The sequence below is a fragment of the Micromonospora sp. CA-249363 genome, assembly GCF_050950185.1.
Classification (GTDB): Bacteria; Actinomycetota; Actinomycetes; order Mycobacteriales; family Micromonosporaceae; genus Micromonospora.
This window is the reverse complement of the sequence record NZ_CP192020.1, coordinates 3,280,190-3,304,140: the sequence shown is the minus strand read 5'-3', so window position 1 is coordinate 3,304,140 and position 23,951 is coordinate 3,280,190. Positions and strand designations below refer to the sequence as shown.

21 protein-coding genes and 1 tRNA gene are annotated in these 23,951 nt (G+C 72.3%); 5 read left to right on the top strand and 17 right to left on the bottom strand.

Annotation, left to right across the window (positions count from 1 at the left end):
* Window positions 1-5: 5 nt before the first annotated feature.
* From ACQPZK_RS15215 to ACQPZK_RS15165, 11 genes are all read right to left on the bottom strand, one after another.
* A complete protein-coding gene (locus ACQPZK_RS15215; RefSeq protein ID WP_355244916.1) occupies window positions 6-191 on the bottom strand; it encodes a hypothetical protein in 186 nt (61 codons plus the stop codon).
* A 73-nt stretch (window positions 192-264) separates the two neighbouring features.
* Entirely contained in the window at window positions 265-1,542 is a 1,278-nt protein-coding gene (locus ACQPZK_RS15210; RefSeq protein WP_433538917.1) for a hemolysin family protein, read from the bottom strand.
* A gap of 62 nt (window positions 1,543-1,604) precedes the next feature.
* Window positions 1,605-1,802 (bottom strand): hypothetical protein, encoded by a 198-nt coding sequence (locus tag ACQPZK_RS15205; protein ID WP_145781709.1) that lies wholly within the window; start codon window positions 1,800-1,802, stop codon window positions 1,605-1,607.
* Between the two features lie 431 nt (window positions 1,803-2,233).
* On the bottom strand, window positions 2,234-3,988 hold the full coding sequence (gene selB, locus ACQPZK_RS15200; protein ID WP_433538916.1) for a selenocysteine-specific translation elongation factor: 1,755 nt from the start codon (window positions 3,986-3,988) through the stop codon (window positions 2,234-2,236).
* Window positions 3,989-3,990: 2 nt separating this feature from the next.
* Window positions 3,991-5,295, bottom strand: coding sequence for an L-seryl-tRNA(Sec) selenium transferase (gene selA, locus ACQPZK_RS15195; RefSeq protein ID WP_433538915.1), 1,305 nt, complete (start codon window positions 5,293-5,295; stop codon window positions 3,991-3,993).
* Window positions 5,296-5,315: 20 nt separating this feature from the next.
* Window positions 5,316-5,411: transfer RNA gene (locus ACQPZK_RS15190), tRNA-Sec, on the bottom strand.
* 34 nt (window positions 5,412-5,445) lie between these two features.
* Window positions 5,446-6,612, bottom strand: coding sequence for an NrfD/PsrC family molybdoenzyme membrane anchor subunit (gene nrfD / locus ACQPZK_RS15185; protein WP_433538914.1), 1,167 nt, complete (start codon window positions 6,610-6,612; stop codon window positions 5,446-5,448).
* On the bottom strand, window positions 6,609-7,691 hold the full coding sequence (locus tag ACQPZK_RS15180; RefSeq protein WP_433539219.1) for a 4Fe-4S dicluster domain-containing protein: 1,083 nt from the start codon (window positions 7,689-7,691) through the stop codon (window positions 6,609-6,611). The genes nrfD and ACQPZK_RS15180 overlap by 4 nt, the downstream gene beginning before the upstream one ends.
* The gene (fdh, locus tag ACQPZK_RS15175; RefSeq protein ID WP_433538913.1) at window positions 7,684-10,956 is read right to left on the bottom strand and encodes a formate dehydrogenase; all 3,273 of its coding nucleotides are present in this window, start codon (window positions 10,954-10,956) and stop codon (window positions 7,684-7,686) included. The genes ACQPZK_RS15180 and fdh overlap by 8 nt, the downstream gene beginning before the upstream one ends.
* A gap of 61 nt (window positions 10,957-11,017) precedes the next feature.
* Complete coding sequence (locus tag ACQPZK_RS15170) at window positions 11,018-11,464, bottom strand: DUF6069 family protein (RefSeq protein ID WP_433538912.1); 447 nt, start codon at window positions 11,462-11,464, stop codon at window positions 11,018-11,020.
* Window positions 11,461-12,453 carry an RNA polymerase subunit sigma-70 gene (locus tag ACQPZK_RS15165; RefSeq protein ID WP_433538911.1) on the bottom strand — a complete coding sequence of 331 codons (993 nt, stop codon included), beginning with the start codon at window positions 12,451-12,453 and terminating at the stop codon, window positions 11,461-11,463. The genes ACQPZK_RS15170 and ACQPZK_RS15165 overlap by 4 nt, the downstream gene beginning before the upstream one ends.
* Window positions 12,454-12,587: 134 nt before the next feature.
* Here ACQPZK_RS15165 and ACQPZK_RS15160 point away from each other — a divergent pair, with 134 nt between their 5' ends.
* Both ACQPZK_RS15160 and ACQPZK_RS15155 read left to right on the top strand, forming a co-directional pair.
* Window positions 12,588-12,929, top strand: a complete 342-nt coding sequence (locus ACQPZK_RS15160) for a hypothetical protein (RefSeq protein ID WP_396798044.1) — start codon at window positions 12,588-12,590, stop codon at window positions 12,927-12,929.
* On the top strand, window positions 12,926-13,585 hold the full coding sequence (locus ACQPZK_RS15155; RefSeq protein ID WP_433538910.1) for a nucleotidyl transferase AbiEii/AbiGii toxin family protein: 660 nt from the start codon (window positions 12,926-12,928) through the stop codon (window positions 13,583-13,585). Before ACQPZK_RS15160 ends, ACQPZK_RS15155 begins: the two co-directional genes overlap by 4 nt.
* 12 nt (window positions 13,586-13,597) lie before the next feature.
* On the opposite strand, the gene ACQPZK_RS15150 is transcribed toward ACQPZK_RS15155, so the two are convergent.
* Entirely contained in the window at window positions 13,598-14,479 is an 882-nt protein-coding gene (locus tag ACQPZK_RS15150; protein ID WP_433538909.1) for an SDR family oxidoreductase, read from the bottom strand.
* A 146-nt stretch (window positions 14,480-14,625) separates the two neighbouring features.
* On the opposite strand from ACQPZK_RS15150, the gene ACQPZK_RS15145 reads away from it, so the two are divergent.
* A complete protein-coding gene (locus ACQPZK_RS15145; protein ID WP_433538908.1) occupies window positions 14,626-16,416 on the top strand; it encodes a bifunctional metallophosphatase/5'-nucleotidase in 1,791 nt (596 codons plus the stop codon).
* 55 nt (window positions 16,417-16,471) lie between these two features.
* Here ACQPZK_RS15145 and ACQPZK_RS15140 read toward each other — a convergent pair whose 3' ends face one another.
* Both ACQPZK_RS15140 and ACQPZK_RS15135 read right to left on the bottom strand, forming a co-directional pair.
* Window positions 16,472-16,645: a hypothetical protein gene (locus tag ACQPZK_RS15140; RefSeq protein WP_355053659.1), complete on the bottom strand. Its 174-nt coding sequence runs from the start codon at window positions 16,643-16,645 to the stop codon at window positions 16,472-16,474.
* 251 nt (window positions 16,646-16,896) lie between these two features.
* Window positions 16,897-18,021: a geranylgeranyl reductase family protein gene (locus ACQPZK_RS15135; RefSeq protein ID WP_433538907.1), complete on the bottom strand. Its 1,125-nt coding sequence runs from the start codon at window positions 18,019-18,021 to the stop codon at window positions 16,897-16,899.
* Window positions 18,022-18,142: 121 nt separating this feature from the next.
* Between ACQPZK_RS15135 and ACQPZK_RS15130 the strand changes: the two genes are divergently transcribed.
* Window positions 18,143-18,379, top strand: a complete 237-nt coding sequence (locus ACQPZK_RS15130; RefSeq protein WP_433539218.1) for a hypothetical protein — start codon at window positions 18,143-18,145, stop codon at window positions 18,377-18,379.
* Window positions 18,380-18,421: 42 nt separating this feature from the next.
* Complete coding sequence (locus ACQPZK_RS15125) at window positions 18,422-19,885, top strand: MFS transporter (RefSeq protein ID WP_433538906.1); 1,464 nt, start codon at window positions 18,422-18,424, stop codon at window positions 19,883-19,885.
* Window positions 19,886-19,954: 69 nt separating this feature from the next.
* Here ACQPZK_RS15125 and ACQPZK_RS15120 read toward each other — a convergent pair whose 3' ends face one another.
* The 3 genes from ACQPZK_RS15120 to ACQPZK_RS15110 form a co-directional block, all read right to left on the bottom strand.
* On the bottom strand, window positions 19,955-20,521 hold the full coding sequence (locus ACQPZK_RS15120; RefSeq protein WP_433538905.1) for a hypothetical protein: 567 nt from the start codon (window positions 20,519-20,521) through the stop codon (window positions 19,955-19,957).
* A gap of 956 nt (window positions 20,522-21,477) precedes the next feature.
* Window positions 21,478-22,107: a hypothetical protein gene (locus ACQPZK_RS15115; protein WP_433538904.1), complete on the bottom strand. Its 630-nt coding sequence runs from the start codon at window positions 22,105-22,107 to the stop codon at window positions 21,478-21,480.
* A gap of 13 nt (window positions 22,108-22,120) precedes the next feature.
* Window positions 22,121-23,905 carry a DUF4012 domain-containing protein gene (locus tag ACQPZK_RS15110; protein WP_433538903.1) on the bottom strand — a complete coding sequence of 595 codons (1,785 nt, stop codon included), beginning with the start codon at window positions 23,903-23,905 and terminating at the stop codon, window positions 22,121-22,123.
* Window positions 23,906-23,951: the final 46 nt, after the last annotated feature.

The window sequence follows — 23,951 nt, the reverse complement described above, 5'->3', positions numbered from 1 at the left end:
GCCGCTCACTTGACGGTCTTGTCGCCCGGTCGGGTCAGGTGCCACACCAGCAGCGCGGCGAGCAACGCCAGGACGATGACCCCGCCGGAGATGCCGCGGCCCTCCTCGGGGCTGCGGCCGGTGCTGCCGAAGTAGATCACCGCGAGGCCGGCGAGGACGGTGACGAACGTACGCAACCCTCGGTCCTTCACGTACCGGACCGTAGGCGCGCCGCAGCCATCAGGTGCCGTTTCGCGCGTGTTGTCCCTCTTTCGAGGTATCCACTCACCGCTCGGTGACGAAGCCGCGCAGCCGTACCCTTCGCACCGCCCGGTCGGCCACCTCCACCACCTCGATGGTCAACCCGGGCAACCGCACCGTCTCGCCCGGGGACCCCGGCAGGTGCCGCAACCGCGACAGCACCAGCCCGGCCACCGTCGTGTACTCCCGGGACAGCGGGAAGCTCAGCCGTACACCCACGTCGGGCAGGTCGTGCAGGGGGAAGTCACCGGGTACGAGCAGCGACCCGTCCGCCTCCCGGACCACGCCGTGCACGTCCCGGTCGGTCTCGTCGTACAGCTCGCCGACGACCTCGGCCAGCAGGTCCTCCAGCGTGACGATGCCGTCGATGCCGCCGCGCTCGTCCACGACGAGGGCCATCTGCTGGTGCTCCTGACGAAGGGTGCGCAGCGCGTCGGCGACCGGCAGGGTCACCGGCAGCAGCAGCGGCGGCCGGCCCTGCTCCCCCACCGTGCCGGCCTCGGCCCGTACCAGGTCACGGATATGCACCACGCCGATCACCTCGTCGAGGCCGCCCGGGCCGGTGACCGGAGCACGGGACCGACCGGCGGCGCCGAGCCTTCGAACGCCCTCATGGGCGGGCAGGTCGGCCGGCAGCGTGGTCACCTCCCGCCGGGCCACCAGGATCTCCCGCAGCGTCCGGCCGGCGATGTCGAAGGCGCCCGTCAGGATCTCCCGCTGCTGCGCCGACAGTCCCCGCTGACTGGCCAGCATCTCCCGCAGCTCCTCCTCGGTCGTCTCCTCCCGGCTGGCCCGCGGGTTCCCGCCGGCCAGGCGGACCACCACGTCCGTCGCCGAGCTGAGCAGCCACACCGCCGGGCGGGACACCCGGGCGAGCAGGTCCAGTGGGCCGGCGCTGAACAGCGCCCACCGCTCGGCGCGCTGCATGGCCAGCCGCTTCGGCGCCAACTCGCCCACCACCAGCGTGACGAAGGTCAGGGCCACCGTCACCAGCAGCACCGCAGCCGGACGAGCGGCCGCGCCGAGGAAACCCAGCGGGCCGACCAGCGGCTGGGCGAGGGACACCGCCGCCGCCGCCGAGGCGAGGAACCCGGCCAGGGTGATGCCGAGCTGGATGGTGGCCAGATAGCGGTTCGGGTCACGGGAGAGCCGGATCAGCCGCTCGCCGGCCCGACTGCGTCGACCCAACCGCCGCAACTGCCCCTCGCGCAGCGTCACCAGTGCCATCTCGCTGCCCGACAGCGCGGCGTTGACCAGCACCAGGACGGCCACCAGCGCCAACTGCCCCAGCTGACCGCCCACCGCGCACCCCCGTCGACCGCCTCCCGTCACTCAACCGCAGCGCGCCAGGCTCCCGGGGCCGTTTAGTCGACCTCCAGGTCGTCGAGCGAGATGGAGTGGGTCATCAGCCAGCGGGCCAGCGCCGTCATGCCGAACAGCCACAGCGGCACCGACTCGGTGGGGCCGTTCGTCGCGTAGATGGCGAACCGCAGATCCGGCGCGCGGTACGCCTCGATCCGCCACTGGTGCTGCCGGTCCCGCCAGACCGCCGAAGGGTCCATGGCGTCACCGTAGGTGACCGCCGACGGTTTGGGGGGAGGTTGTGCGCCTTCGACGTCGCCCACTGTCGCCATCCGCGCCGAACGTCGCTCGGCTACGCAGCGTCTGGCTCCAGCCGGCCCTCAACCCCTCCGCGGCCCCCTTTGCTCTGCTTCAGCGGAGGCAACACCGGCCTCAAGCTGGGGAAACTTGGTGAGCGCACCTGACACCCCGGACCCACCAACGTGACGCTATGTACCTGTTTCCTCTGTTGAAGCAGAGCAAAGGGGGCGCAGGTCGGCGGGCTAGGATCCACCGGCAGCACGCAGGGTAATGACCTACTCCTGCCTTTGCGGCGTCACGGACAGTCGCGGCACAGGTCAGCCCACCCGGCACCACGATGAGCGCCGCAACCACGGACGGTCCTGCGGCACCCGCGCGTCCGAACCGGCGTTCAGGTGACGACGACCCGCGCGTCGTCGGGCAGCCGACGGGTGGCGCCGCGCCGGTCCAGCAGTTCCAGCAGCGGCACCGCCACCCGTCGGGTGGTGTCCAGCGCCTGCCGGGCCGCCGACAGGGTGAACGGCTGGGGCAGCCCGGCCAGCACGGTGACCGCCGCGTCGACTGCGTCGGGCAGCAGCACCACGGTGTCGGCCAGCCGCAGCAGCGCGCCGGCGCGTACCGCCGCGCCGATCTCCCGGGGTCCCAGGCCCAGTTCGACGAGGTGGTCCGCCTCCGGGGCGCGGAACGGCCGGTCCGCGTACTCGGCACGGACCCGCTGCACGGCCCGGGCCACTGGCTCGGGCAGGGTGTCCACGGCGGCCGTGCCGATCCGGCCGCCGTGCACCCGCAGCGGCGGACGCACCAGCGCCTCGACCAGCGCCCGGTCGGGCAGGGCGAGACGCTGCCGCAGCGCGTCCACCGGCATGCCCGGCTCCAACGGGTGCTCCCGGGTGTAGCGGGTGACCTCCTCGGTCACCTGCTCGCCGAGCCGCCGCCAGTGCCCCGGGTCGGCCAGCCAGTCGCCGGCCACCGGAGTGGCCTGCACCGGCACGCCCATCCGCCGTAGCGCGCCGACCCGCACCAGACGACGGCGACGCAGCTCGCCGGCCAGGTCGGGACGGCCGTCCAGCTCGGCGAGGACCGCCGCGCGGGCAGCCGCCGCGCCCCGGCGGGACAGCGGCGGCGGCGCGACGTCGAGGACCCGTACGCCACCGGCCACGTGATGACGGCCGGGATCACGCAGCAACGCCCGGTCGCCGACCAGCAGCGGCAGCGGGCGGGCCAACCGGAGCCGGACGGTGTCCACACCGAGCGGCCGGACCCGTACCGGCACGGCCGCCGACCCGACGTGCAGGGTGAGGGTGGCCGGCAGATCGGCGGCGGGGTCACCGGTGAGCCGGACGTCGACGAGGTCGGTGCGGTGGAACCGCCCCGGGGTGAGCAGCGCGTCGCCGCGCCCGAGCCGGTCCCGGGGCGTACCCCGCAGGTTGACCGCCACCCGGGCCACGGCCGACGCCTCCGGTCGGGCCTCGCCCAGGCAGTGCAGGCCGCGGACCCGGACCGGCTCGTCGACGCCGGCCAGTTCCAGGGTGTCCCCGACCCGCAGCCGGCCGGCGCCCAGCGTTCCGGTGACGACGGTGCCGCTGCCCCGCACGGTGAAGCTGCGGTCCACCCAGAGGCGCACCGGCGCCTCCACGACGGGGTCGGGCAGCCGCGCGACGAGCCGGTCCAGCGCGTCCCGCAACTGCGGCAACCCGGCGCCGGTCAACCCGCTGACCGCCACCGTCTCCACCGCGCCGAGGCTGCTCGCCGCGATCTCGGCCCGGGCGCGTTCCGCCGCCGGCCGCGGGTCGGCGAGGTCCGCGCGGGTCACCACCAGCAGGCCGTACCCGACGCCGAGCGCGTCGAGCGCGGCCAGGTGCTCGGCGGACTGCGGCATCCACCCCTCGTCGGCGGCGACCACGATCAGCGCGGCCGGCACCGGACCGACCCCCGCCAACATGTTCGGCACGAACCGCTCATGCCCGGGTACGTCGACGAAGGCGATAGTGCCGCCGGACGGCAACGTCGTCCAGGCGAACCCCAGGTCGATGGTCATGCCCCGACGGCGTTCCTCGGCCCACCGGTCGGGTTCCATCCCGGTCAACGCCCGGACCAGGGTCGACTTGCCGTGGTCGACGTGCCCGGCGGTGGCGACGACGAACATGTTCAGTCGTCCTCGGGGACGCGCAGCACGGCCGAGAGGACCGCGTCGTCGGCGTCGACGGGCACGCAGCGCAGGTCGAGCAGGAGTCGGCCGCGCACCACCCGGCCCAGCACCGGCTGCTCTCCGGTGCGCAGCGGCGCGGCGTACCGCTCGGGCAGGCTCAGCGCCCACGAGTCCAGCTCGACGCCGGGAGCGCCGCCACCGCCGACCACGGCGACCGCCGGGACGACCTCCGCCTTGCGTCCGTCCGCGCCCAGCCGGTCGCGCAGCAGCTCCACCCGGCGGCGCAGGGCGGCCGGGTCGGTGTGCAGCGCGGTCCAGGTCGGGGTGTCCCGACGGTGCAGGGTGGCGGCCAACGCGGCGAGGGTCAGCTTGTCGACGCGCAGCGCCCGGGCCAGCGGATGACGACGCAGCCGCTCGACGAGGGCAGCGTCGCCGAGCAGCAGGCCGGCCTGGGGGCCGCCGAGCAGTTTGTCGCCGCTCGCCGTGACCAGGGCCGCGCCCGCGCGCAGGGTGCTGGCCGCGTCGGGCTCGTCGGGCAGCAGCGGGTCCGGCGCGAGGAGCCCGGAACCGATGTCGGCGACCACCGGCACGTCGAGGGCGGCGAGGCGACGCACCGGCACGGCCGAGGTGAAGCCGGTGACCTGGAAGTTCGACGGGTGCACCTTCAGCACGAACCCGGTCTGCGGACCGACGGCGGCGGCGTAGTCGTCGAGCGTCGTGCGGTTGGTGGTGCCCACCTCGCGCAGCCGCGCGCCGGTGCTCTCCAACAGATCCGGCAGGCGGAACCCGTCTCCGATCTCGACGAGCTCACCTCGGCTGACCACGATCTCCCGGTCGGCGGCCAACGCCGTGGCCGCGAGCACCAGCGCGGCAGCGCCGTTGTTGACCACGTGCACGGCGGCGGCGTCGGGCACGGCGGCGGCGAGCGCGTCGAGGGCGTCGCGCCCCCGGCGGGCCCGCCGCCCGGTGTTCAGGTCCAGCTCGACGTCGGTGTGCCCGGCGGCCGCGACGACCGCCGCGACGGCGGCCGGCGACAGCGCCGCCCGACCCAGGTTGGTGTGCAGCACGACACCGGTGGCGTTGAGCACCGACCGGGGACCCGGCGCGGGCAACCCGGCGACGGAGGCGTCCCGGACCTCGTCGGGGGCGATCTCACCACGGCGGGCCCGGGTCTGCGCCTGCACGACGGCGGCCTTGACCCGCTCGCGGCCGAGGGTGGCGATGGCCGCCGCCAGCTGCGGATCGGCCAGGAGGGTGTCGGTGCGGGGCACCCGACGCCGCGGGTCCTCGCTGCCGTCACGCATCACGTCACTCCTGCCGCCGTTGGCGGAGACGGACGGGAATCGAACCCGCCTGGCCCGGGTCCCGGACCACACCGGTTTTGAAGACCGGGAGGGGCACCAGCCGCCTGAACGCCTCCGTCGCACATTCGATCACAACGCCGGTGCGAGCGCTCAGTCAGTCGCCGGATCCACCTCGGTCCGCCGGGCGTTCACCCGCTCGCGTTGCGGCACGACGGTGTAGCGGGGGTCGCGGGCGGACGCGACACCGCCGTAGAAGATGCCGAACCGCGTGGCGACCGACGCGCTCAGCAGCGCGGCCCCGGACAAAGCCCCGACGACGCGGCTGCGCCGGCCCACCAGCGCCCCGGCCACCCCGGCTGCGGTCAGCAGCCGCCCGGCGCGCATCAGCCGACCCGGCCGGCCCGACCGGTAGGGCTCGCTGAGCAGCCCGAGACGGGTCTCCACCCGGTGCGCGCCGTACAACTCCAGGGCCGCGCCGGCCACCGCCATACGGCGGGCCGGCCCGGTCTGCGACGGCGGCGCGGCGAGCAGACCGACGCCCGCGCCGCTGGCCAGGGCGCTGCCCGCGAAGATGACCGGCAGCTCGGGGTACGCCTCATGCCACGACGGCACCGCCGTGTCGGCGAGCAGGACCCCGGTGTACGTGGCCAGGGCGGGTGCGGTGACGGCGGCGACCAGCCCGGCGGCGTGCCCGGCCGGTGGCAGAGCCCGACCGACCAACCCGAGCGGCCCGTGCCGGGGCAGCCAGCCGGCGGTCTCGGCGATCGCCGCCACCCCGGCGGCCGGCCCGAACGCGCTGAGGATCCAGGTGCCCACCGACATGGGCGAGGTCAGCTTCGCCACCCGCAGCATGTGGTGGAACCGCTCCGGCCGGCCCAGGTCCCTGATGAGGAAGACCGCGCTGGCGCTGACGGCGCCCAGCGCGGTGACCCGGCCCGCGCGGCGCAGCGCCGGCCGCCGGGTGAGTTGACCTCCCGCGGCCAGCAGCGACGAGCCGGCCGCCAACCCGCCGGTGAACAGGTACGCGGCGATGTCCCACTTCCAGACCGGGGCCTTCAGGATGGGCCGGCCATAGTAGGAGGTGAACTCGGCCTCGGGGACCCGCAGCTCCTCACCGCCACCGCGACGACCGCGCCGGGTGCGCCGCGCCGCGTTCTCCGGGGGTTGTGGCGTCCGATCCTCGTGGGAGTTCGCCGGCACGTCCACGGCGGTGCGGTCGTCCGCCCGCCTCTGGGCCGGTAGGTCTGGGCTCGCGGCGGTCAGGCGGTCGCGGAACCGGCGGAACCGCTCGCCCACCGGTGGCGTCGCGTCGGTCATGGCCGCCTGCCGAGGAACGCCACCGCAGTGGCAGCGGCCATGGTCAACGCGGCCAGGCCGGCGCGCTTCCACATGGCCGGCAGGTCCCGGGTGGTCACCACCGGATCCGGCGGCAACCCGTACACCTCCGGCTCGTCGAGCAGCAGGAAGAACGCCCCGCCACCACCGACGCCGTCGTCCGGGTCGTGCCCGTACAACCGCGCCTCCGGCACACCCCGCTCGTGCAACACCTGCACCCGCGCCGCCGCCCGCTCGCGCAACTCGTCCAAGGGCCCGTACTGGATCGACTCGGTCGGACAGGCCTGCGCACACGCCGGCGTCATCCCCGCACCGAGACGGTCGTAGCAGAGGGTGCACTTCCACGCCCGACCGTCACCCTTACGCTGGTCGATCACCCCGTACGGACAGGCGGAGATGCAGTAACCGCAGCCGTTGCAGATGTCCTCCTGCACCACCACCGTCCCGAACTCCGTCCGGAACAACGACCCCGTCGGACACACATCCAGACAGGCCGCATGCGTGCAGTGCTTACACACATCCGACATCATCAACCACCGGAAATCACTCCGACTCTCCACGCCGGTGTCCCGCCCGGGCGGCTGCGCACCCGGCATACCCAGGAACTGTGGCTGCGCGCCGCCGGTGACCGGGGCGGTGCCGGTCGGGGCGGTGTCGACCATGCGCGCGGCGGCCGAGGGCGATCCGGGCGGCAGACCCGGTTCGGTGCCGGTCGGTCCGGTCGTGCCGGCGGCGACGGCCGCCGACGCCGCGCTGACCGTCGTACCGGTGGGCGTGCCCGCGAACGCCGCGCTGCCGTGTCCCGCCGGGCGCGGCTGCTCGACGAACGCCACGTGCCGCCACGAGTTCGCCGTCAACGCGCCCGTGTTGTCGTACGACATCCCCAACAGATCCAGACCACTCTCCGGAACGCCGTTCCACTCCTTGCACGCCACCTCACACGCCTTGCACCCGATACACACGCTCGTATCGGTGAAGAACCCCATCCGCGCCGGCGCGTCCACGTACCCCGCGTCCGGCGCCGGATCGAGCGGCCCGTAGAGGCTGTTCGGGTCAGGAATCACCGCTGCCCTTCCCGTCCTGGTCGGTGGTGACGGCCGGCGCGTGCCCACCCGGGGTGATCCCGGCCCGCCGCTGGTAATCGGCGACCAGGTCGAGCAGGGCGGGCCCGGTGGGCCGCCGGCCGGGCCGGACGTCGCAGGTACCGATCTTGCTCTCCTGGATGAGGACGTTGGGGTCGAGGGTGATGCCGAACAGGTCGTTGGCCGAATCACCGGTGACCAGGCCCTCGAAACCGAAGTGGTACGGCAGCCACACCTGGTGGATGACCCGACCGTCCACCCGCAACGGGGTGAGCCGGTCGGTGACCAGCACCTTCGCCTCGATCACCGCCCGACCGCTGACCAGGTGCGCCCACCCGAGGTGCGCCAACCCGGTCTCGGCGGCCAGCTCCGGCGACACCTCGACGAACATCTCCGGCTGCAACTCGGCGAGGGGCCGGACCGTCCGACTCATCCCGCCGGCCGTGTGGTGCTCGGTGAGCCGACTGACCGTGAAGATGTACGGGAAGACCTGGCTGTGCTCCTGCGGCGGGCTCGGGTTGACCGAGTTCACCGGGTGCGCGTACGACTTGCGGGTCGGGTTGGCCTGCTGGCGGTAGAGCGGGTTGCGCACCGGCGACTCGACCGGCTCGTAGTGGGTGGGCAGCGGCCCGTCCAGCACGCCGCTGGGCGCGTACAGCCAGCCCTTGCCGTCGCCCTGCATGACGAACGGGTCGTCACCGGCGATCCCCTCCGGGCCGGACGCGCCGGCCGGCGGCCGGTACGACGGCGGCTTGGTCTTCTCGAAGTCCGGCACATCGTGGCCGGTCCACTCGGCCTTGTCCGGGTCCCACCAGATGTAGCGCTTGCGCTCGCTCCACGGGTTGCCGTCCGGGTCGGCGGAGGCACGGTTGTAGAGGATCCGCCGGTTCGCCGGCCACGCCCAACCCCACTCGGCGGCCACCCAGTCCTGCTCGTGTCGGGACTTGCGGCGGGCGGCCTGGTTGACGCCGTCGGCGTACACGCCCGTGTAGATCCAGCAGCCGACGGCCGTGGAGCCGTCGTCGCGGGCCTCGGCGAAACTGGACAGCGGCCGGCCGGTCGTCACGTCGTACCCGTTGATTTCCCGCAGGACCGCCTCGGCGCTGGGCTCCGCGTGCGGACCGTGCGTGGGGTAGTCCCAGGTGAGGTCGAGCAGCGCCCGGTCGCGCGGCAGCGACGAGTCGGCCAGCTTTTCCCGCAGCCTGCGGCCCAGGTGGTAGAAGAACCACAGCTCGGAGCGGGCGTCGCCCGGCGGCTCGACGGCCTTCTCCCGCCACTGCAACAGCCGCTGCGTCTGCGTGAAGGTGCCCTCCTTCTCCACGTGCGACGCCGCCGGGAGGAAGAAGACCTCGGTGCGGCACTCCTCGGGCACGATCTCGCCGGTGGCCACCTCGGGGCCGTTCTGCCAGAAGGTCGCGCTCTCGATCATGAACAGGTCGCGCACGACGAGCCAGTCGAGGTTCGCCATGCCGAGGCGCTGCGCGCGGCCGTGCGCGGACCCGACGGCCGGGTTCTGGCCGAGCAGGAAGTACCCCTTGGTCTTCCCGTCGATCATGTTGAGGACCTGCTGGTAGGTGCCGTGGTCGCCGGTCAACCGGGGCAGGTAGCCGTAGCCGAAGTCGTTCTCCGGCGTCGCGGCGTCACCCCAGTACGCCTTGAGCAGGCTGGCCGCGAACGACCGGGCGTTGCCCCAGAAGCCCTTCTGCCCGGGGTGCCGGATGCTGTCCACCCACTCGTCGAAGGTCGGGTGGTCGGCGTGGTGGGGCATGGGCAGGTAGCCGGGCAGCAGGTTGAACAGGGTCGGGATGTCCGTGGAGCCCTGGATGCTGGCGTGCCCGCGCAGCGCCATGACCCCTCCCCCGGGCCGGCCCATGTTGCCCAGCAGGAGCTGGATGATCGCTCCGGCGCGGATGTACTGAACACCGACGCTGTGCTGCGTCCACCCCACCGAGTAGATGAGCATGCCGGTGCGCTCCCGGCCGGAGTTCGCCGTCCACTCCCGGGCCAGCTCCAGGAACTTCTCCTGCGGGATGCCGCAGACCCGCTCCACCATCTCCGGCGTGTAGCGGGCGTAGTGCCGCTTGAGGATCTGGTAGACGCAGCGGGGGTGCTGCAACGTCTCGTCCCGCTGGGTCTGCCCGCCGACCCCCGCGCCGTGCGACTCGTGCTCCAGTCCGGCGGCCGTGTCCCGCTCCTTCGCGGTGTGTCCACTGCCCGAGGAGTCCTCGTGCCCCTCGTACTGCCAGCTGTCCTGCACGTAGCTGCCGGTCTCGGGATCGAAGCCGGAGAAGAACCCGTCGCCGTCCTCGGTGTCGCTGAACCGGTCGCTGACGATCGTCGCCGCGTTGGTGTAGGCCAGGACGTACTCGCGGAAGTCCAACTCGTTGTCGAGGATGTAGCGGATCACCCCACCCAGCAGCGCGATGTCCGTCCCCGCCCGGATCGGCAGGTATGCGTCCGCCACCGCGCTCGTGCGCGTGAACCGTGGGTCCACATGGAACACCTTCGCGCCGCGACGCTTGGCCTCCATCACCCACTGGAAACCCACCGGGTGCGCCTCGGCCATGTTGGAGCCCTGGATGACGATGACGTCAGCGTTGGCGATGTCCTGCTGGAAGTCCGTCGCACCGCCACGACCGAAGCTGGCCCCCAGACCGGGGACGGTGGCGGAGTGTCAAATACGGGCCTGGTTCTCGATCTGCAACGCCCCCATCGCCGTGAACAACTTCTTGATGAGGTAGTTCTCCTCGTTGTCCAGCGTCGCCCCACCCAGACTGGAGATCCCCAACGTCCGGTTCAGGGGCCGACCCTCGGCGTCGCGGTCCTCCCAGGTCTCCTCGCGGGCCGCGACGATCCGATCGGCGATCATGTCGACGGCCGTCTCGAGGTCGAGGTCTTCCCACTGGGTGGAGTAGGGCCGGCGGTAGCGGACGGTGGTCTGGCGCAGCGGACTCGTCACGAGGCTCTTGCTGGCCGCGCCCTTGGGACACAGGCGGCCTCGCGAGATCGGACTGTCCGGATCACCCTCGATCTGCGTGACCTGCCCGTCCGTCACGAAGACCCGCTGACCACAACCGACAGCGCAGTACGGACACACCGAACGGGCGACCGAATCGGCGGTCTCGGTACGCGCCGTCAGAGCGGATGACCGGGCCGACTTGGCGGCGGCGCCCCGCCCCAGCGGGTCGGTGCCGGTGAGCTGGCGGTACACCGGCCAACCCTCGATGAACGTCCGTAGACCCATCCCCGACACCTCCCTCGCGCGCGAGCGACTCCCCGAACATAGGTCAGATGAGGAGTCTTCGCTAATCGAGGACCCGTCCGTCGCGGGCACGGTTCCACCGGCCCAGGCCCCACGCCAACGCCGGGATCATCACCGCCGCGGCGACGAGGTGCAGCACGACCAGCGCGCCGACGGTGGCGGGCGCCGCTCCGACCAGGAACGGCGGGACCAGCGAGATCGCGGTCAGCGCCACCGCCGTCCACCGGAACCGCTCGACGGGGCGCACGCTGAACCGACCGAGCACGACGGCGAGAACGACGCCCACCACCGAGAAGACGCCGGTCACCACGGCGAACCCGGCCAGCGGGATCACCTCGCCGCCCTCGGGCACCTCGAAATCGACACCGGCGGCCCCGGCGAGCGCGGCCGCGACAGTGGTCGTGGCCATCGCCGCCACGGTGGCGACCAGGCCGACGCCGGCGAGCCCGAGGAGCCGGTGCGGGCGGTGGGTCGGAGCCGCGACGCTCATCGCGCACCTCCGGCCGGCAGGCGCTCCGGCAGCCCGAGTCGCGGGAACTGGTCGGCGTGGAAGGTGACGAGCTCGGTGATCGCTCCACCGCTGACGCGCAGGACGTCGAGGGTCAGCGGCAGGTACGCGCCATCGGCCTCCCGCCAGTGGTAGAACGCGACGGCGGGCTGCCGGTTCACCGACGTGGCGACGCCCCGCAGGCCCGTCATCCCGTCGAACCCGTCCGCGATCCAGTCGTTCACCACCGCGTCCCGGCCCACCCGCAGACCCGGCGTGGGCGGCATCGAACAGCGCACGTCCTCGCGCAACATGGTGGTGAGCCGACCGATGTCCGTGGCCACGCTCGCCTCGGTGAAGTCCCGCACCAGCTCGCGCGTCCCGGCGTCCTGCTCACCGCCGGTCCAGTCCTGCCGCTCGGCGGGCAGGTGCTCGCGCATGCCGGCCCGAGCCCGCTGCAGGGCGCTGTTCACCGAGTTGACCGAGTCCCCGAGCAGGTCGGCGACGTCCTTCGCCGGCCAGCCGAGCACGTCCCGCAGGATCAACACGGCCCGGGGACGCGGCGCGAGGTGCTGCACTGCCACCACGTACGCCAACTCGATCGTCTCCCGCGCGACCGCGACCGCCTCCGGCTCGTCCGCGTCGCCCGCCGGCACCTCGTCGAGCAGCCGATCCGGGTACGGCTGCAACCACCGCACCTCACCACCCCTGGCCGGCTCCGGACGGCATCGGGCCAACAGGTCCAGGCAGGCGTTGGTGGCGATCCGGTACAGCCAGGCCCGCACCGTCGACCGGCCCTCGAACGTCTCCCGCCGCCGCCAGGCCCGCAGGAACGTCTCCTGCACGGTGTCCTCGGCGTCCTCGAACGACCCGAGCATCCGGTAACAGTGCACGTGCAACTCCCGCCGGTGCCGCTCCGCCAGCCCCGCGAAGGCCGTCTCGTCGACCTCGGCCAGAGCGCCCGCGCCCTCGCCCCGCGTGTCCGTACCCATCACGTCATGCTCCCATCGTCGTGTCCCGTCACACCTATGACGGGCCCGGGCCGGAGAACTCATCACCCCGCGCCGACCGCGCGTCCGGACGCGCCTTGGCGACACCCCGCACCGGCGGGAGTTACCCTGACACCATGCAGGCCGTCTCGCCCCCCGCGACCGGCGTGGCCTTCCTGGCCCGCCCGGGTCGTCCGGCCGTCGTGGCGCGAACGCTCACCGAGCTGGCCGGCCCCACCCGGGGCGTCGTCGAGCTGCCGGTGCGGTTGATGTGGAACGCCGAGCGCACCTTCGACCTCGGCGACCCCGACCAGCTGCTCTGGATGTACGAGAACGTGCTGCGCGAGACCGCCAGCGCCGACGACCTGCGCACCCTCATCAACGGGCGCACCCTGCGGCGGGTGTGGCGGCTGCTCAACCTCCCCCGGGGCGTACGCCTCGCCTGGGAGAGCCGGCACCGCGGCCTGCGCGCGGCGTGATCGCACCACACCTGCACGACTTCTACCGGGAGGTGGCCCGGGTGGCGTTGACCGCCGCCCGGCCGTACCGGTTCGTGCTCGGCGGCGGGGTGGCCTGGGCCGCGCACGGCCTGGTGGCCCGACCCACCGAGGACGTGGACCTCTTCGCCGACGTGGAGGGCGCCGCCGCCGCGGCCTCCGCCGGGGTACGCGCCGCGCTGGAACGCGCCGGGTTCACCGTCACCGACGCCGACCCGGACAGCGAGCTCGCCGACCTGTTCGACGGGTACGGCCGGGACATGAAGGACTTCGTGGTGAGCCGCGACGAGCGGCAGATCCGGCTCAGCCTGGCCCGGCTCGATCGGCAGCAGAGCCCGGTGGTGATGGACCTCGGCCCGGTGATGGACGTCCGCGACCTGGTCGCCAACAAGATCGCGGCACTGGTCAACCGGCGGGAGGTCCGCGACTTCATCGACGTCGCGGCGGCGCTGGAGCACTACGACGTGACGCAGCTGTTGGTGCTGGCCCGGCAGGTCGATCCCGCGCTCGACCCGGACGACGTCCGCGCCGCCGGGCGCTACCTCGACCGGCTGGCCGACACCCGTTTCGGCCGGTACGGCCTGAGCCCGGACGACGTCGCACGGGTACGCGGACGCTTCGCCGCCTGGCCGCGCTGAACGTCCGCCTGATCACTTGGTCGGTCGACCGCCGGTGACCCCCAGGATCTCGCCCGTGACGTAGCTGGACTCCTGGGAGGCGAAGAAGACGTAGGCCGGGGCCAGCTCCGCCGGCTGACCGGGCCGACCCTCCGGGGTGTCCGTGCCGAACTGCTCGACCTTCTCCTTCGGCATCGTCGCCGGGATCAGCGGCGTCCAGACCGGGCCGGGCGCCACCGCGTTCACCCGGATCCCCTGGTCCGCCAGGTCCGCCGCGAGGGCCTTGGTGAAGTTGGCGATCCCCGCCTTGGTGGTGGCGTAGTCAAGCAACTGCGGCGACGGGTCGAACGCCTGGATCGACGCCGTGTTGATGATCGCCGACCCCTCGGACAGGTGCGGAATGGCGAACTTGCAGAGCCAGAACATCGCGTACAGGTTCGTCTTGAGCACCCGGTCGAACTGCTCGGTGCTGATGCCGAGGATGCCCTTGTCCTGCGACATCTGGTACGCCGCGTTGTTCACCAGGATGTCGATCCCGCCCAGGTCACGCACCGTCCGGTCGACGAGCTCCTGACAGTGCGCCTCGTCGCGGATGTCGCCGCGTACCGCCACGCCCCGCCGGCCGGCCTCCTCGACGAGCCGCACGGTCTCGCGGGCGTCGGCGTCCTCCTCCTCACCCAGGTACGCGATGAGCACGTCGGCGCCCTCCCGGGCGAACGCGAGCGCCACGGCCCGGCCGATCCCCGAGTCACCGCCCGTGATCAGCGCCCGCCTGCCGTCGAGCTTGCCGCTGCCCCGGTACGACTCCTCCCCGTGGTCCGGCCTCGGCGTCATCCCCGCCGTCGAACCCGGCGGCGCCTGCTGCTGGCCGTACTGGCTGGTCGGGTCCTGCTGCGTGTGCTGGTCCTGGCTCACCGGGATCTCCTCGCGCTGGGCTTCCGATATCGCCCTACCCGGCGTCGGCCTGCGGAAACCGGGGCTGGCGTGGCGGGAGTGACAGGGGCTCGTTATGGTGCGCGAGGCGCTCACGAGGCGCGTCAACCCCCATGGAAGGGCACGTCATGACCTCTGGATCCGGTCCGTCGCGTCGCCAGGTGCTCGCGGTCGCCGCCGCCGCCGCGACCGCCCCGCTGATCGCCGCCACCCCCGCCCAGGCCGCGGGGCCCGCCCGGACGCGCACGTGGGACCTCACGCTGCTGGGCACGTCGGACACGCACGGCAACGTCTACAACTGGGACTACTACCGGGACGCCGAGTACGACGACAGCAAGCACAACGACGTCGGCGTCGCGAAGCTGGCCACCCTGATCAACCAGATCCGCCGCGAGCGGCGCGGCAAGGCGACCCTGGTGCTCGACGCCGGCGACACCATCCAGGGCACTCCCCTGGCGACGTACTACGCCAAGCAGGAGCCCATCACCGCCACCGGCGAGAAGCACCCGATGGCCCGGGCGATGAACGTGATCGACTACGACGCCGTGACCCTGGGCAACCACGAGTTCAACTACGGCCTGCCGCTGCTGGACCTGTGGATCCGCCAGCTCGGCTTCCCGGCCCTCGCCGCCAACGCGGTCAACGCCAGGACCGGCAAGCCGGCGTTCCTGCCGTACGTCATCAAGAAGGTCTCCCTGGGCTTCGCCGCGCCGACCCTGCGGGTCGGCATCCTCGGCCTGACCAACCCGGGCGTCGCCATCTGGGACCGGGGCAACGTCGAGGGCAAGCTCCGCTTCGACGACATGATCGCGACCGCCGCGAAGTGGGTGCCGATCATGCGGGCCCGGGGCGCCGACCTCGTGCTGATCTCCGCCCACGGCGGCGACAGCGGCACCTCCAGCTACGGCCCCGAGCTGCCGAACGAGAACCCGGTGGCGCTGATCGCCCAGCAGGTGCCGGGGATCGACGCGATCCTCTTCGGGCACGCCCACAACGAGGTGGTCGAGCGGTTCGTCACCAACGAGCGGACCGGGGAGCAGGTGCTGCTCTCCGAGCCCTCGAAGTGGGGTCAGCGGCTCACCCGGATGGACTTCACCCTCACCCGCGAGCATGGCCGGTGGGCGATCACCAAGAAGGCCGCCACCATGCTGAACACCAACACGGTCGTCGAGGACCCGAAGGTGCTCGCCGCCGTACGGGCCCAGCACGCCAAGACCGTGGCGTACGTCAACCAGGTGGTCGCCACGTCCACCGTGGAGTTGTCGGCGGCGGAGTCCCGCTACAAGGACACCCCGATCCTCGACTTCATCAACCACGTGCAGACCGAGGTGGTCGGCGCGGCGCTGACCGGCACCGCGTACGCGGACCTGCCGGTGCTGTCGATCGCGGCGCCGTTCAGCCGTACCGCCGTCTTCCCCGCCGGCGACGTCAAGATCCGCGACGTGGCCGGCCTGTACGTGTACGACAACACCCTCGAAGCCGTCGTGCTCAGCGGCGCCGAGGTACGCGCGTACCTGGAGTACTCGGCGAAGTTCTTCCGCACCCTCGCGCCGGGCGCTCCGGTCGACCCGGAGCAGATCAGCGACCCGGCCGTGCCGGACTACAACTACGACGTGATCTCCGGCCTGGACTACGACATCGACATCTCCAAGCCGGTCGGTCAGCGCATCACCCGACTGGCGCTGCCCGGCACCGACACCCCGGTCGCGGACGACGCGCAGTTCGTGGTGGCGGTGAACAACTACCGGCGCAGCGGCGGCGGCAACTTCCCCGGCATCGTGAAGACCCAGGTCTACAACGCGCAGCAGGAGATCCGCCAGCTGCTCATCGACTGGGCCCAGGCCAGGGGGACCATCAACCCGGACGACTTCTTCCAGCCCAACTGGCGTCTCGTGCGCGAGGGCGTGCCGGTCTTCTGACCGTGGCGTGACGGCGGGCCGTGGGTGGCGACACCCGCGGCCCGTCCGTGCGTTCTCAGCCCTGCACGTTCCAGCGGACCGGGTCCTCGGCCTTCTCCGGCCGGTCCCGCCCAGGGTCGGTCTCGGTCAACGCGACCTGATCCTCGGGACGGACGGCGGGCGGCAGCTCCCCGAACCGGATGTGGCGCAGAAACGCGTACTCGTCGTCGGTGAACGGTTGCTCGGCCATCGGCGTCCCCCTACTCCCCCGTCATTGTCCAACGGCGAGGGCCCGGCGCATCAGTCCGTCGGCTGACAGCGGTCGACGTGAAGTCGACAGCGACACACCCCGTAGAGCATCCTAGGATCCTGGGGCATGAGTGCGAGGGCGTCCCCCTCTCCGCCGATCTTGCACTTGCGGTTGACGAAGTGTTCAGATTCGTGTGGATTGTCGCCACAGAAACTGCAAGATCGACGCGGGATGGGGGCGGGGGCGGGGGGTCAGGACGGCAGGCGGTTTAGGATTGCCAGCGCTGCGCGGATCGGTCGGCGGCGCAGCATGTCGTCGAAGCTCGCCTGCCCCTGGCAGAAGCGAACGAACATCCGCCAGCCCGGTGGGGTCGCCAACAGCCCGTGGAACACCTCCGGGCGACGGGTGAACAGGTCGAGCAACCGGAAACCCGCCCGCATCTCCGGCGTCAGACGCTCGGCGACCGCCCGCTCGTAGCCGGCCGGATCACCGGCCGCGACCGCTGCCCCGGCCATCTCGCCGGAACGCAGGGCGAAGCTGATCCCCTCACGACTCCACGGCTCCAACAGCCCGGCCGCGTCCCCCACCACGAGCACCCGGCCGTTGCGCAACGGCGAGTCCTCCTCGCGACACCGGGTCAGATGACCCGAATCGTGTGCCGCCGGCAACCCGGTCAGACCCAACCGGTCGACGAACTGCCGCAGGTAGGCACGTGTGCCCTCCCCCGCGCCCCGGCCCGCGATCACGCCCACCGTCAACCGGTCACCCTTCGGGAACACCCAGGCGTACGAGCCCGGCATCGCCCCCCAGTCCAGCAACAGCCGACCCCGCCAACGCTCCTGCTCGGCGGGCGGCACCGGGATCTCCAGCTCCAACCCCAGGTCCACCTGGCGGTAGCGCACCCCCACGTGTCGGGCGGTCACGCCCGAGGAGCCGTCCGCGCCGATCACCGTGCGGGCCGTGAGCGTCGTACCGTCGGCCAGTCGCAGGCGTACCCCCTCGGGGTCCTGCTCGACGGCGCGGACCGCGACCTGCTCGCGCAGCTGCGCTCCGGCGGCGACCGCCGCCGCGCGCAGGCGGTCGTCGAACTCCTCCCGGCGCACCATGGTCACCACCGGGCTGCCGTTGCGGCGGGTGAACTCCCGCCGGCCGTCGCGGGTGAACGTCACCCGGTCGACCCGGTCGTGCGCCGGCACCTCGATCCGTTCCCGCACGGCGGCCAGGGACGTGCCGATGAGGCCGCCTCCGCAGGTCTTGTACCGCGGGTGCGTGGCCCGCTCGACAACCAGGGTACGAACGCCCGCGCGGGCCGCGGCGTGTGCCGCGGAGAGCCCGGCGGGGCCCGCGCCGACAACGACCAGATCCCAGACGATCACCGTTGCAGCGTAGGGCGTGTTCGCCCTCCACCGCCCGAACGGGTGGGCATCTTCGGTGCGGCAGGGGGTAACCGAGGCGGCGCAACCGTCCGCGTCCGGCGGGTGGTCGAAGGAGGAGATCATGCAGCGGATGGAGCTGTCGCAGGTCGAGCAGCGGGTGTACGAGGCGGTCACCGCCCTCGAAGCACGCGGCCAGGTGCCCTATCCGGATCTGATCGCCGAAGGGTCCGGGCTGACCCAGGAGCAGGTGCACGCTCCGCTGCACCAGCTCACCGAGAAGGGTCTGCTGCACCGAGAGGACTCGCCGATGGCCGGCCTCGACTTCGGCCCCCGGTTCTGCGCCCGTCAGATGGCGTGACCCTGAACGGTTGGCCCCCGATGGTCGGGGTAGCGGTCAGGAATGCATGATCGACCATCGACAGGGGGCGCGATGAAGGCGGCGCGCGAGCCGCAGCCGGTCGACGCGGCCGAGAACCGCCGACGCTGGCAGGCCGTCGGCGTCGGGCTGGTCGCCGCGTTCATGACGCTGCTCGACGTGAGCATCGTCAACGTCGCGGTGCCGTCCATCGACCGCGCGCTGGACGCCTCGCCGAGCGACCTGCAGTGGGTCCTCTCGGGGTACGCGCTCACCTTCGGCCTGGTGCTCGTACCGGCCGGCCGGTTCGGAGACTTCCGGGGCCGCCGTAACGCGTTCGTCTTCGGGATCGCGTTGTTCACCGTGACCAGCGCGCTCGCCGGCCTGGCGACCTCACCCACCTGGCTGGTCGCCGCCCGGCTGCTCCAGGGCGCCGCCGCGGGCATCATCAATCCCCAGGTGATCGGGCTGATCCAACAGCTGTTCCGGGGTCCGGAGCGGGCCCGCCCCTTCGGACTGCTCGGCGCGACCATCGGCATCTCCACCGCCGTCGGGCCACTGCTCGGCGGGCTGCTCATCGCTCTCGGCGGCGAGGAGCACGGATGGCGGTGGGTCTTCTTCGTCAACGTGCCGGTCGGCATCGTCGCGGTCATCCTGGGTTGGCGGCTGCTGCCCGGTCGACCCGACGGTCAGCCCGGCCGCCGTCGACTCGACCCGGTCGGTGTGCTGCTGCTCGGCGTCGGCGTGGTGCTGATCCTGCTGCCCCTCGTGCAGGAGCAGCAGTGGCGTACGCCGTGGAAGTGGGCGCTCATCCCGGCCGGCCTGGCGGTGCTGGTCGCCTTCGGCCTGTGGGAGCGGTGGTACGCGCGACACCGCGAACCGCTGTTCGACCTGCGCCTGTTCACCTTCCAGTCGTACACGCTCGGATCGCTCATCGCGCTCATCTACTTCGGCGGCTTCACCGCGATCTTCTTCATCTTCACCCTGTTCCTGCAGAACGGGCTCGGCTACAGCGCGCTCGTCGCCGGTCTCGCCATCACCCCGTTCGCGCTCGGGTCCGCCGCCGCGTCCGCTCTGGGAGGACGCATCGTCAACCGGTTCGGCCGGCCCCTGGTCGCCATCGGCCTGCTCGCCGTGGTGATCGGGCTGGCCGCCACGGTGCTCGCCCTGCACCTCGCGCCGGACGCCCCGGCGCCCTGGGTCACGGCCGGTCCGCTGCTCGTCGCCGGCATCGGCAGCGGCCTGGTCATCGCCCCCAACCAGACGCTGACCCTCGCCCAGGTGCCCGTCCCCCAGGCGGGCAGCGGGGCGGGCATGCTCCAGACCGGTCAGCGGATCGGTGCGGCGGCCGGCATCGCCGCGGTCGGCTCGATGTTCTTCTCCTCGCTGGCCGACAGTCGCGGCGACTGGACGGCGGCGTTCGAAAAGTCGCTGCTACTCGCCACCGGCATCATCGCGCTCGCGCTGATCGCGGCGTTGATCGACATCGTGCGCAATCACCGCCACTGAGACGCCGCACGCCTGTAGACACGGCGATGGCCGGCACCCGTTGTCGGGTGCCGGCCATCGTCTTCGTTCTTAGCTGTTCCAGTACTGGCCAACCAGGTCGGTGGCCTGCTGCTCCCACTGGGCGTACGCGTCGGGGTAGGCCGAGACCTGCACGGTCTGCGCGGCGTCGGTCAGGGGCATGTCCTGCCACCCGTCGACCTGCTTGAGGCCCTTGAGGAACGCGGTGGTGGAGTACTCGGGGTTGGTGATCTGCTCCGGGGTGCCCCAACCGCTGGTCGGGCGCTGCTGGAACAGGCCGAGGGAGTCGTGGTCGTTGGCGTCGCCGAGGTGACCCAGGTTCTCCAGCTTCGACTCCTGCAGGCTCGTCGCGATCGAGATGACCGCGGCGCGCTCGGGCAGGCCGGCCTTCTTCGTGGCCGCGATGATGGCCTTGACGTTGGCGGTCTGCTCACCGTTGAGGGTGATGTGCGACTGGTCGCCCTGCGGCTTCGGCGCCGCGGCCTGCACCGCTGCGGCGGTGGCGGGCTTGGCGTCCACGGCCGGGTTGGCGTGGGCGGCGATCGGGCCGGCGAACACGCCGCCGGCGAACGCGAGACCAGCAACGGACAGCATGCTCTTACGGAAGATCGTGTTCATGAGGGGTTGCTCCTTCGGGGGTAGGAAACACCCACATGTCACCGTTGGGGGGGATCAGGTGACGGGGGTGTGCGCACCTCGTCCGGCGCGTGCAAAGTCTGGGGGGCGGCGGCCTGCGAGCCGGGGGGCTCGGGCGCCGCGGACCGGGTACAACGACCCGGGGGCCGGGGCCATTCCCGCAGGCGGGCGGCCCGTGGCGGTCTGGGTGCAACGACCTGCGGTCCGGGGTCATTCCCGGGGACCGGCGGCCCGCGAGGGGCGGGACTCGTTCGCGCCGGGTCCATGTGTAACGACTCTCGGCCCGCCACGATTCCCGCCCACGGGTGCAGCCGGTCACCACACACGCCCCGAAACCGGACATGGCGCCCGGCCAGGTCGATCAGACCGGGTGATCGACTCGGGGTCGCCGAAGTCGGGGCATCCGGGACCGTTCGACACCCCCACATCGGCGACCTCGTGTCGATCACGACACCACCGGCAGCACCGGCGGAGCGGCGGTCCCACGCCTCCAGGCCAGACCGGACAAAACGGCCCGCCGACTCGCGACCCCCTCCCCGCGAGGTCGATCGACCCCAGGTGATCCACTCCAGATCGCCGAACCCGGGGCATCCGGGACCGTTCGACACCCCCACATCGGCGACCTCGTGTCGATCACGAGACCACCGGCAGGACAAACGGGCACCCGCCTTGCGGCGGATCGCGTTAGCCCCACGTCGGCGACCTGGAGCGGATCATCGCCAGCCCGAACGGCCCCCTGCGACCCGTGTCGGCGACTAGGCGGGGTGTCATGTCCCGCGGTCGACGCCCCGTGACGGCGATCTGGAAGTCGATCGCGCCGGACGGTATCGACCGGGCGAACACGACATCACCTACGACGTACGACTGGCGCCCGTCGGGACATCCGACGGGCGCCAGTCTGGGGTACGTCCGGGGCACTGCCCGGTCGATGGTGCCGGTTAGTGCGCGGCTCCGCCGAAGCGCTGGCGGCGACGCCAGGCCAGGGTCAGCAGCAGCATGATCGCGCCGGCGCCGACGAGGCCGCCGCCGAGCTTCATGGGCGTGCCGATGCTGTCACCGGTGACGGGCAGCGGCTGCTTGCGGTGCAGCACCCGCAGCTCGGTGGTCGCGGTCCGGCCGGACTCGCGGCCCGTGGCGGTGAAGGTCAGCAGACCGGTCACCGACGGCTTGTAGCTCTTGGTGAAGCGCCCCTGGGCGTTGGTGTACGCCGTGAAGGTGAGCGGCGCGCTGGCCTGGTACGCCACCGGCGCCATGGCCACGGTGGTGCCGTCGCTGCGGCGAGCCGGCGCGTTGCCGACGGCCGGGGCAGCGAGGGGGGTGACCGTCACGGAGATGTCGACGGTCTCGTTGGGACCGAAGCCCGTGCCGGTGAGCACGACCGTCTCGCCCAGGAAGATCGTCGGTCGGTTGACGGTCAGGGCTGGCGGCTGCGGCGCGTACGGCGGCGGCTGGGTCGGGCCGGCGGACGTGCTGGGCGTCGGCTGAGCCGGTGCCGCCCCCGCTGCCGTCGGCACGGCCACCACGGCCAGACCGACCGTGAGCGCCATGATGATGCGGGATAGCCGCATGATTGGTTCCCTCCTACTGGTCACAGCTTGGTGCGGAATGAACTTGGGTGGTCCAGGGGCTGGCGGTGGGGGTCAGCCACAACTCGGCCTGCCCGACGCCGGTCTTGGCCGTCAGGACGGTGACCTCCAGCGCCCTCTCGACGCCGGGGGCGATGTCGACGCTGGCCGTCGCCACCTGGCGGCGGCGTTCGGTGCCGCTGCCCAGTGCCGTCTCGGTCCCGTCGAGCCGGGCGTCGAGCACGGAGCCGCCGGCCGGGCTGAAGATCGACACCAGCGTGCGAACGGTGTACGGATCGCCAGCCAGACCGAGGCCAAGGATCGATTTGCTGAGCCCTGACTTCGGCGCCGTCGAGCGCAGGGTCACCCGTAGCCGGAGCTCGCGGCGGCCGTCCGGCCGGCATTCGCCGACCGTGAGGCTCGCCGTCGGCCGCAGGTAGTAGCCGAGCTTCGCGCCGCTGCCGTCGTTGAGGAACACGCCGACCGTCGGCACGGTGTCCTGTTCCGGGAGCGTCCCGGCCATCCGGCTGGTGCCGAGCGTCCGCTGTTCTTCCGGGTGAGCACTCCAGAACAATATCCGGCGTTCCGTGATAGCACGGTCAAATGCGGACAACAACACCCGTGGGTTGACATTCTTCTTGAAGAAGGCGTCAAACACCGCGGCGGCCGACGACGCGAAGTACGCGTCCTGCTGCGCGGTGTCCAGCCGCTGGTAGGTCTCGTTGAGCAGGGTCTGCACGACCTTCTCGCTCGCCAACGGCACCCCACCGGGCACCAGCACCGGACCGGTCGCCTTGAGCAGGTAGGACAGCACCACCGGATCCACGGCGAGCACACCGTCGACAACGGTGCCGGTCTTGCGCCGGTACATCTCCCGGTACAGGGCGGCGGCGGTCGGAAAGTGCGGAGTCAGGTTCACGTCGGCGGGATAGATGCCGGGCAGGTCGGTCCAGATCGCCCGGGTCTCGGCGGGCAGCTTCAACGCCGGGCTGAACTGGCCCAGGGACCCGCTGCTGCCCTGTCGGCCCATCCGGACCTGCCCGTTCTCGGCCTCGATCATGGCGTACGCGCCGAACATGCCTCCGGTCGCGCGGAGCTCGGCCAGGTTCTGCGAGACGAGCAGGTAGCGCCGCGGGCCACCGGCGCCGAGCAGCGGCGGCAGCAGTCGCGCTCCCTGGTCGGCCGCGGCGGTGAGGCTGGCCAGCCGGTCGATCTCGCCACGCAGGTCGGTCAGCGCCTGGCGTACCTGGCCGACCAGCTTGTCGGCCGGCACGGTGGCCAGGTCCCGACGGGTGCCCTGCACCGAGTCGTTGACCCGGGTCAGCTCGGCGGAGACCGACGTGAGCCGGGGCAGGTTCAACCGTCCGCCGGCCGGGACGAGGCTGGTCAGGTCCGTGCGGAGCAGGCTGGGAAACGCCTGCCGGGCCAGGTCGTCGATGGCGACGGCGATCAGCCGGACCGCGTCCAGATCATCGCCGGCCACCGGCGTGTGCCGACCGAGCTTCCAGCTCGGGTCGGACGTGGCGGCCCGGGCCGCGCCGGACTGCTCCTGCAGGGCGGAGAGGGTGCGCAGGGCGCGGTCGGTGTCCCCGCCGACGACCTGGGCGCTCAGCTCCCGGGCCAGGCCGGCGGCGTTGAGCAGGTGGGCGCGTGCCTGCCACCCGCGAAAGCCGATCCATCCACCGGCGGCGAGCACCAGCGATCCGACGACGAGCGCGCCGAGCAGGGCCCGCCGCAGCCGCGCCCGGCGGCGACGCCGGGACCGGCTTCGTCGTCGACGCGGTCGTTCGCTCTCCGTCACACCACACTCCCGATCCCGGAATCGGACAGTCTGTCGGATTCCCTGA

Excerpts from the sequence above, each read along its gene's own strand:
- ACQPZK_RS15205 (WP_145781709.1), bottom strand. The coding sequence starts at position 1,802 with ATGGACCCTTCGGCGGTCTGGCGGGACCGGCAGCACCAGTGGCGGATC.
- selB (WP_433538916.1), bottom strand. The coding sequence starts at position 3,988 with ATGTTCGTCGTCGCCACCGCCGGGCACGTCGACCACGGCAAGTCGACC.
- selA (WP_433538915.1), bottom strand. The coding sequence starts at position 5,295 with ATGCGTGACGGCAGCGAGGACCCGCGGCGTCGGGTGCCCCGCACCGAC.
- nrfD (WP_433538914.1), bottom strand. The coding sequence starts at position 6,612 with ATGACCGACGCGACGCCACCGGTGGGCGAGCGGTTCCGCCGGTTCCGC.
- ACQPZK_RS15170 (WP_433538912.1), bottom strand. The coding sequence starts at position 11,464 with ATGAGCGTCGCGGCTCCGACCCACCGCCCGCACCGGCTCCTCGGGCTC.
- ACQPZK_RS15165 (WP_433538911.1), bottom strand. The coding sequence starts at position 12,453 with ATGGGTACGGACACGCGGGGCGAGGGCGCGGGCGCTCTGGCCGAGGTC.
- ACQPZK_RS15160 (WP_396798044.1), top strand. The coding sequence starts at position 12,588 with ATGCAGGCCGTCTCGCCCCCCGCGACCGGCGTGGCCTTCCTGGCCCGC.
- ACQPZK_RS15145 (WP_433538908.1), top strand. The coding sequence starts at position 14,626 with ATGACCTCTGGATCCGGTCCGTCGCGTCGCCAGGTGCTCGCGGTCGCC.
- ACQPZK_RS15140 (WP_355053659.1), bottom strand. The coding sequence starts at position 16,645 with ATGGCCGAGCAACCGTTCACCGACGACGAGTACGCGTTTCTGCGCCAC.
- ACQPZK_RS15130 (WP_433539218.1), top strand. The coding sequence starts at position 18,143 with ATGCAGCGGATGGAGCTGTCGCAGGTCGAGCAGCGGGTGTACGAGGCG.
- ACQPZK_RS15125 (WP_433538906.1), top strand. The coding sequence starts at position 18,422 with ATGCATGATCGACCATCGACAGGGGGCGCGATGAAGGCGGCGCGCGAG.
- ACQPZK_RS15120 (WP_433538905.1), bottom strand. The coding sequence starts at position 20,521 with ATGAACACGATCTTCCGTAAGAGCATGCTGTCCGTTGCTGGTCTCGCG.
- ACQPZK_RS15115 (WP_433538904.1), bottom strand. The coding sequence starts at position 22,107 with ATGCGGCTATCCCGCATCATCATGGCGCTCACGGTCGGTCTGGCCGTG.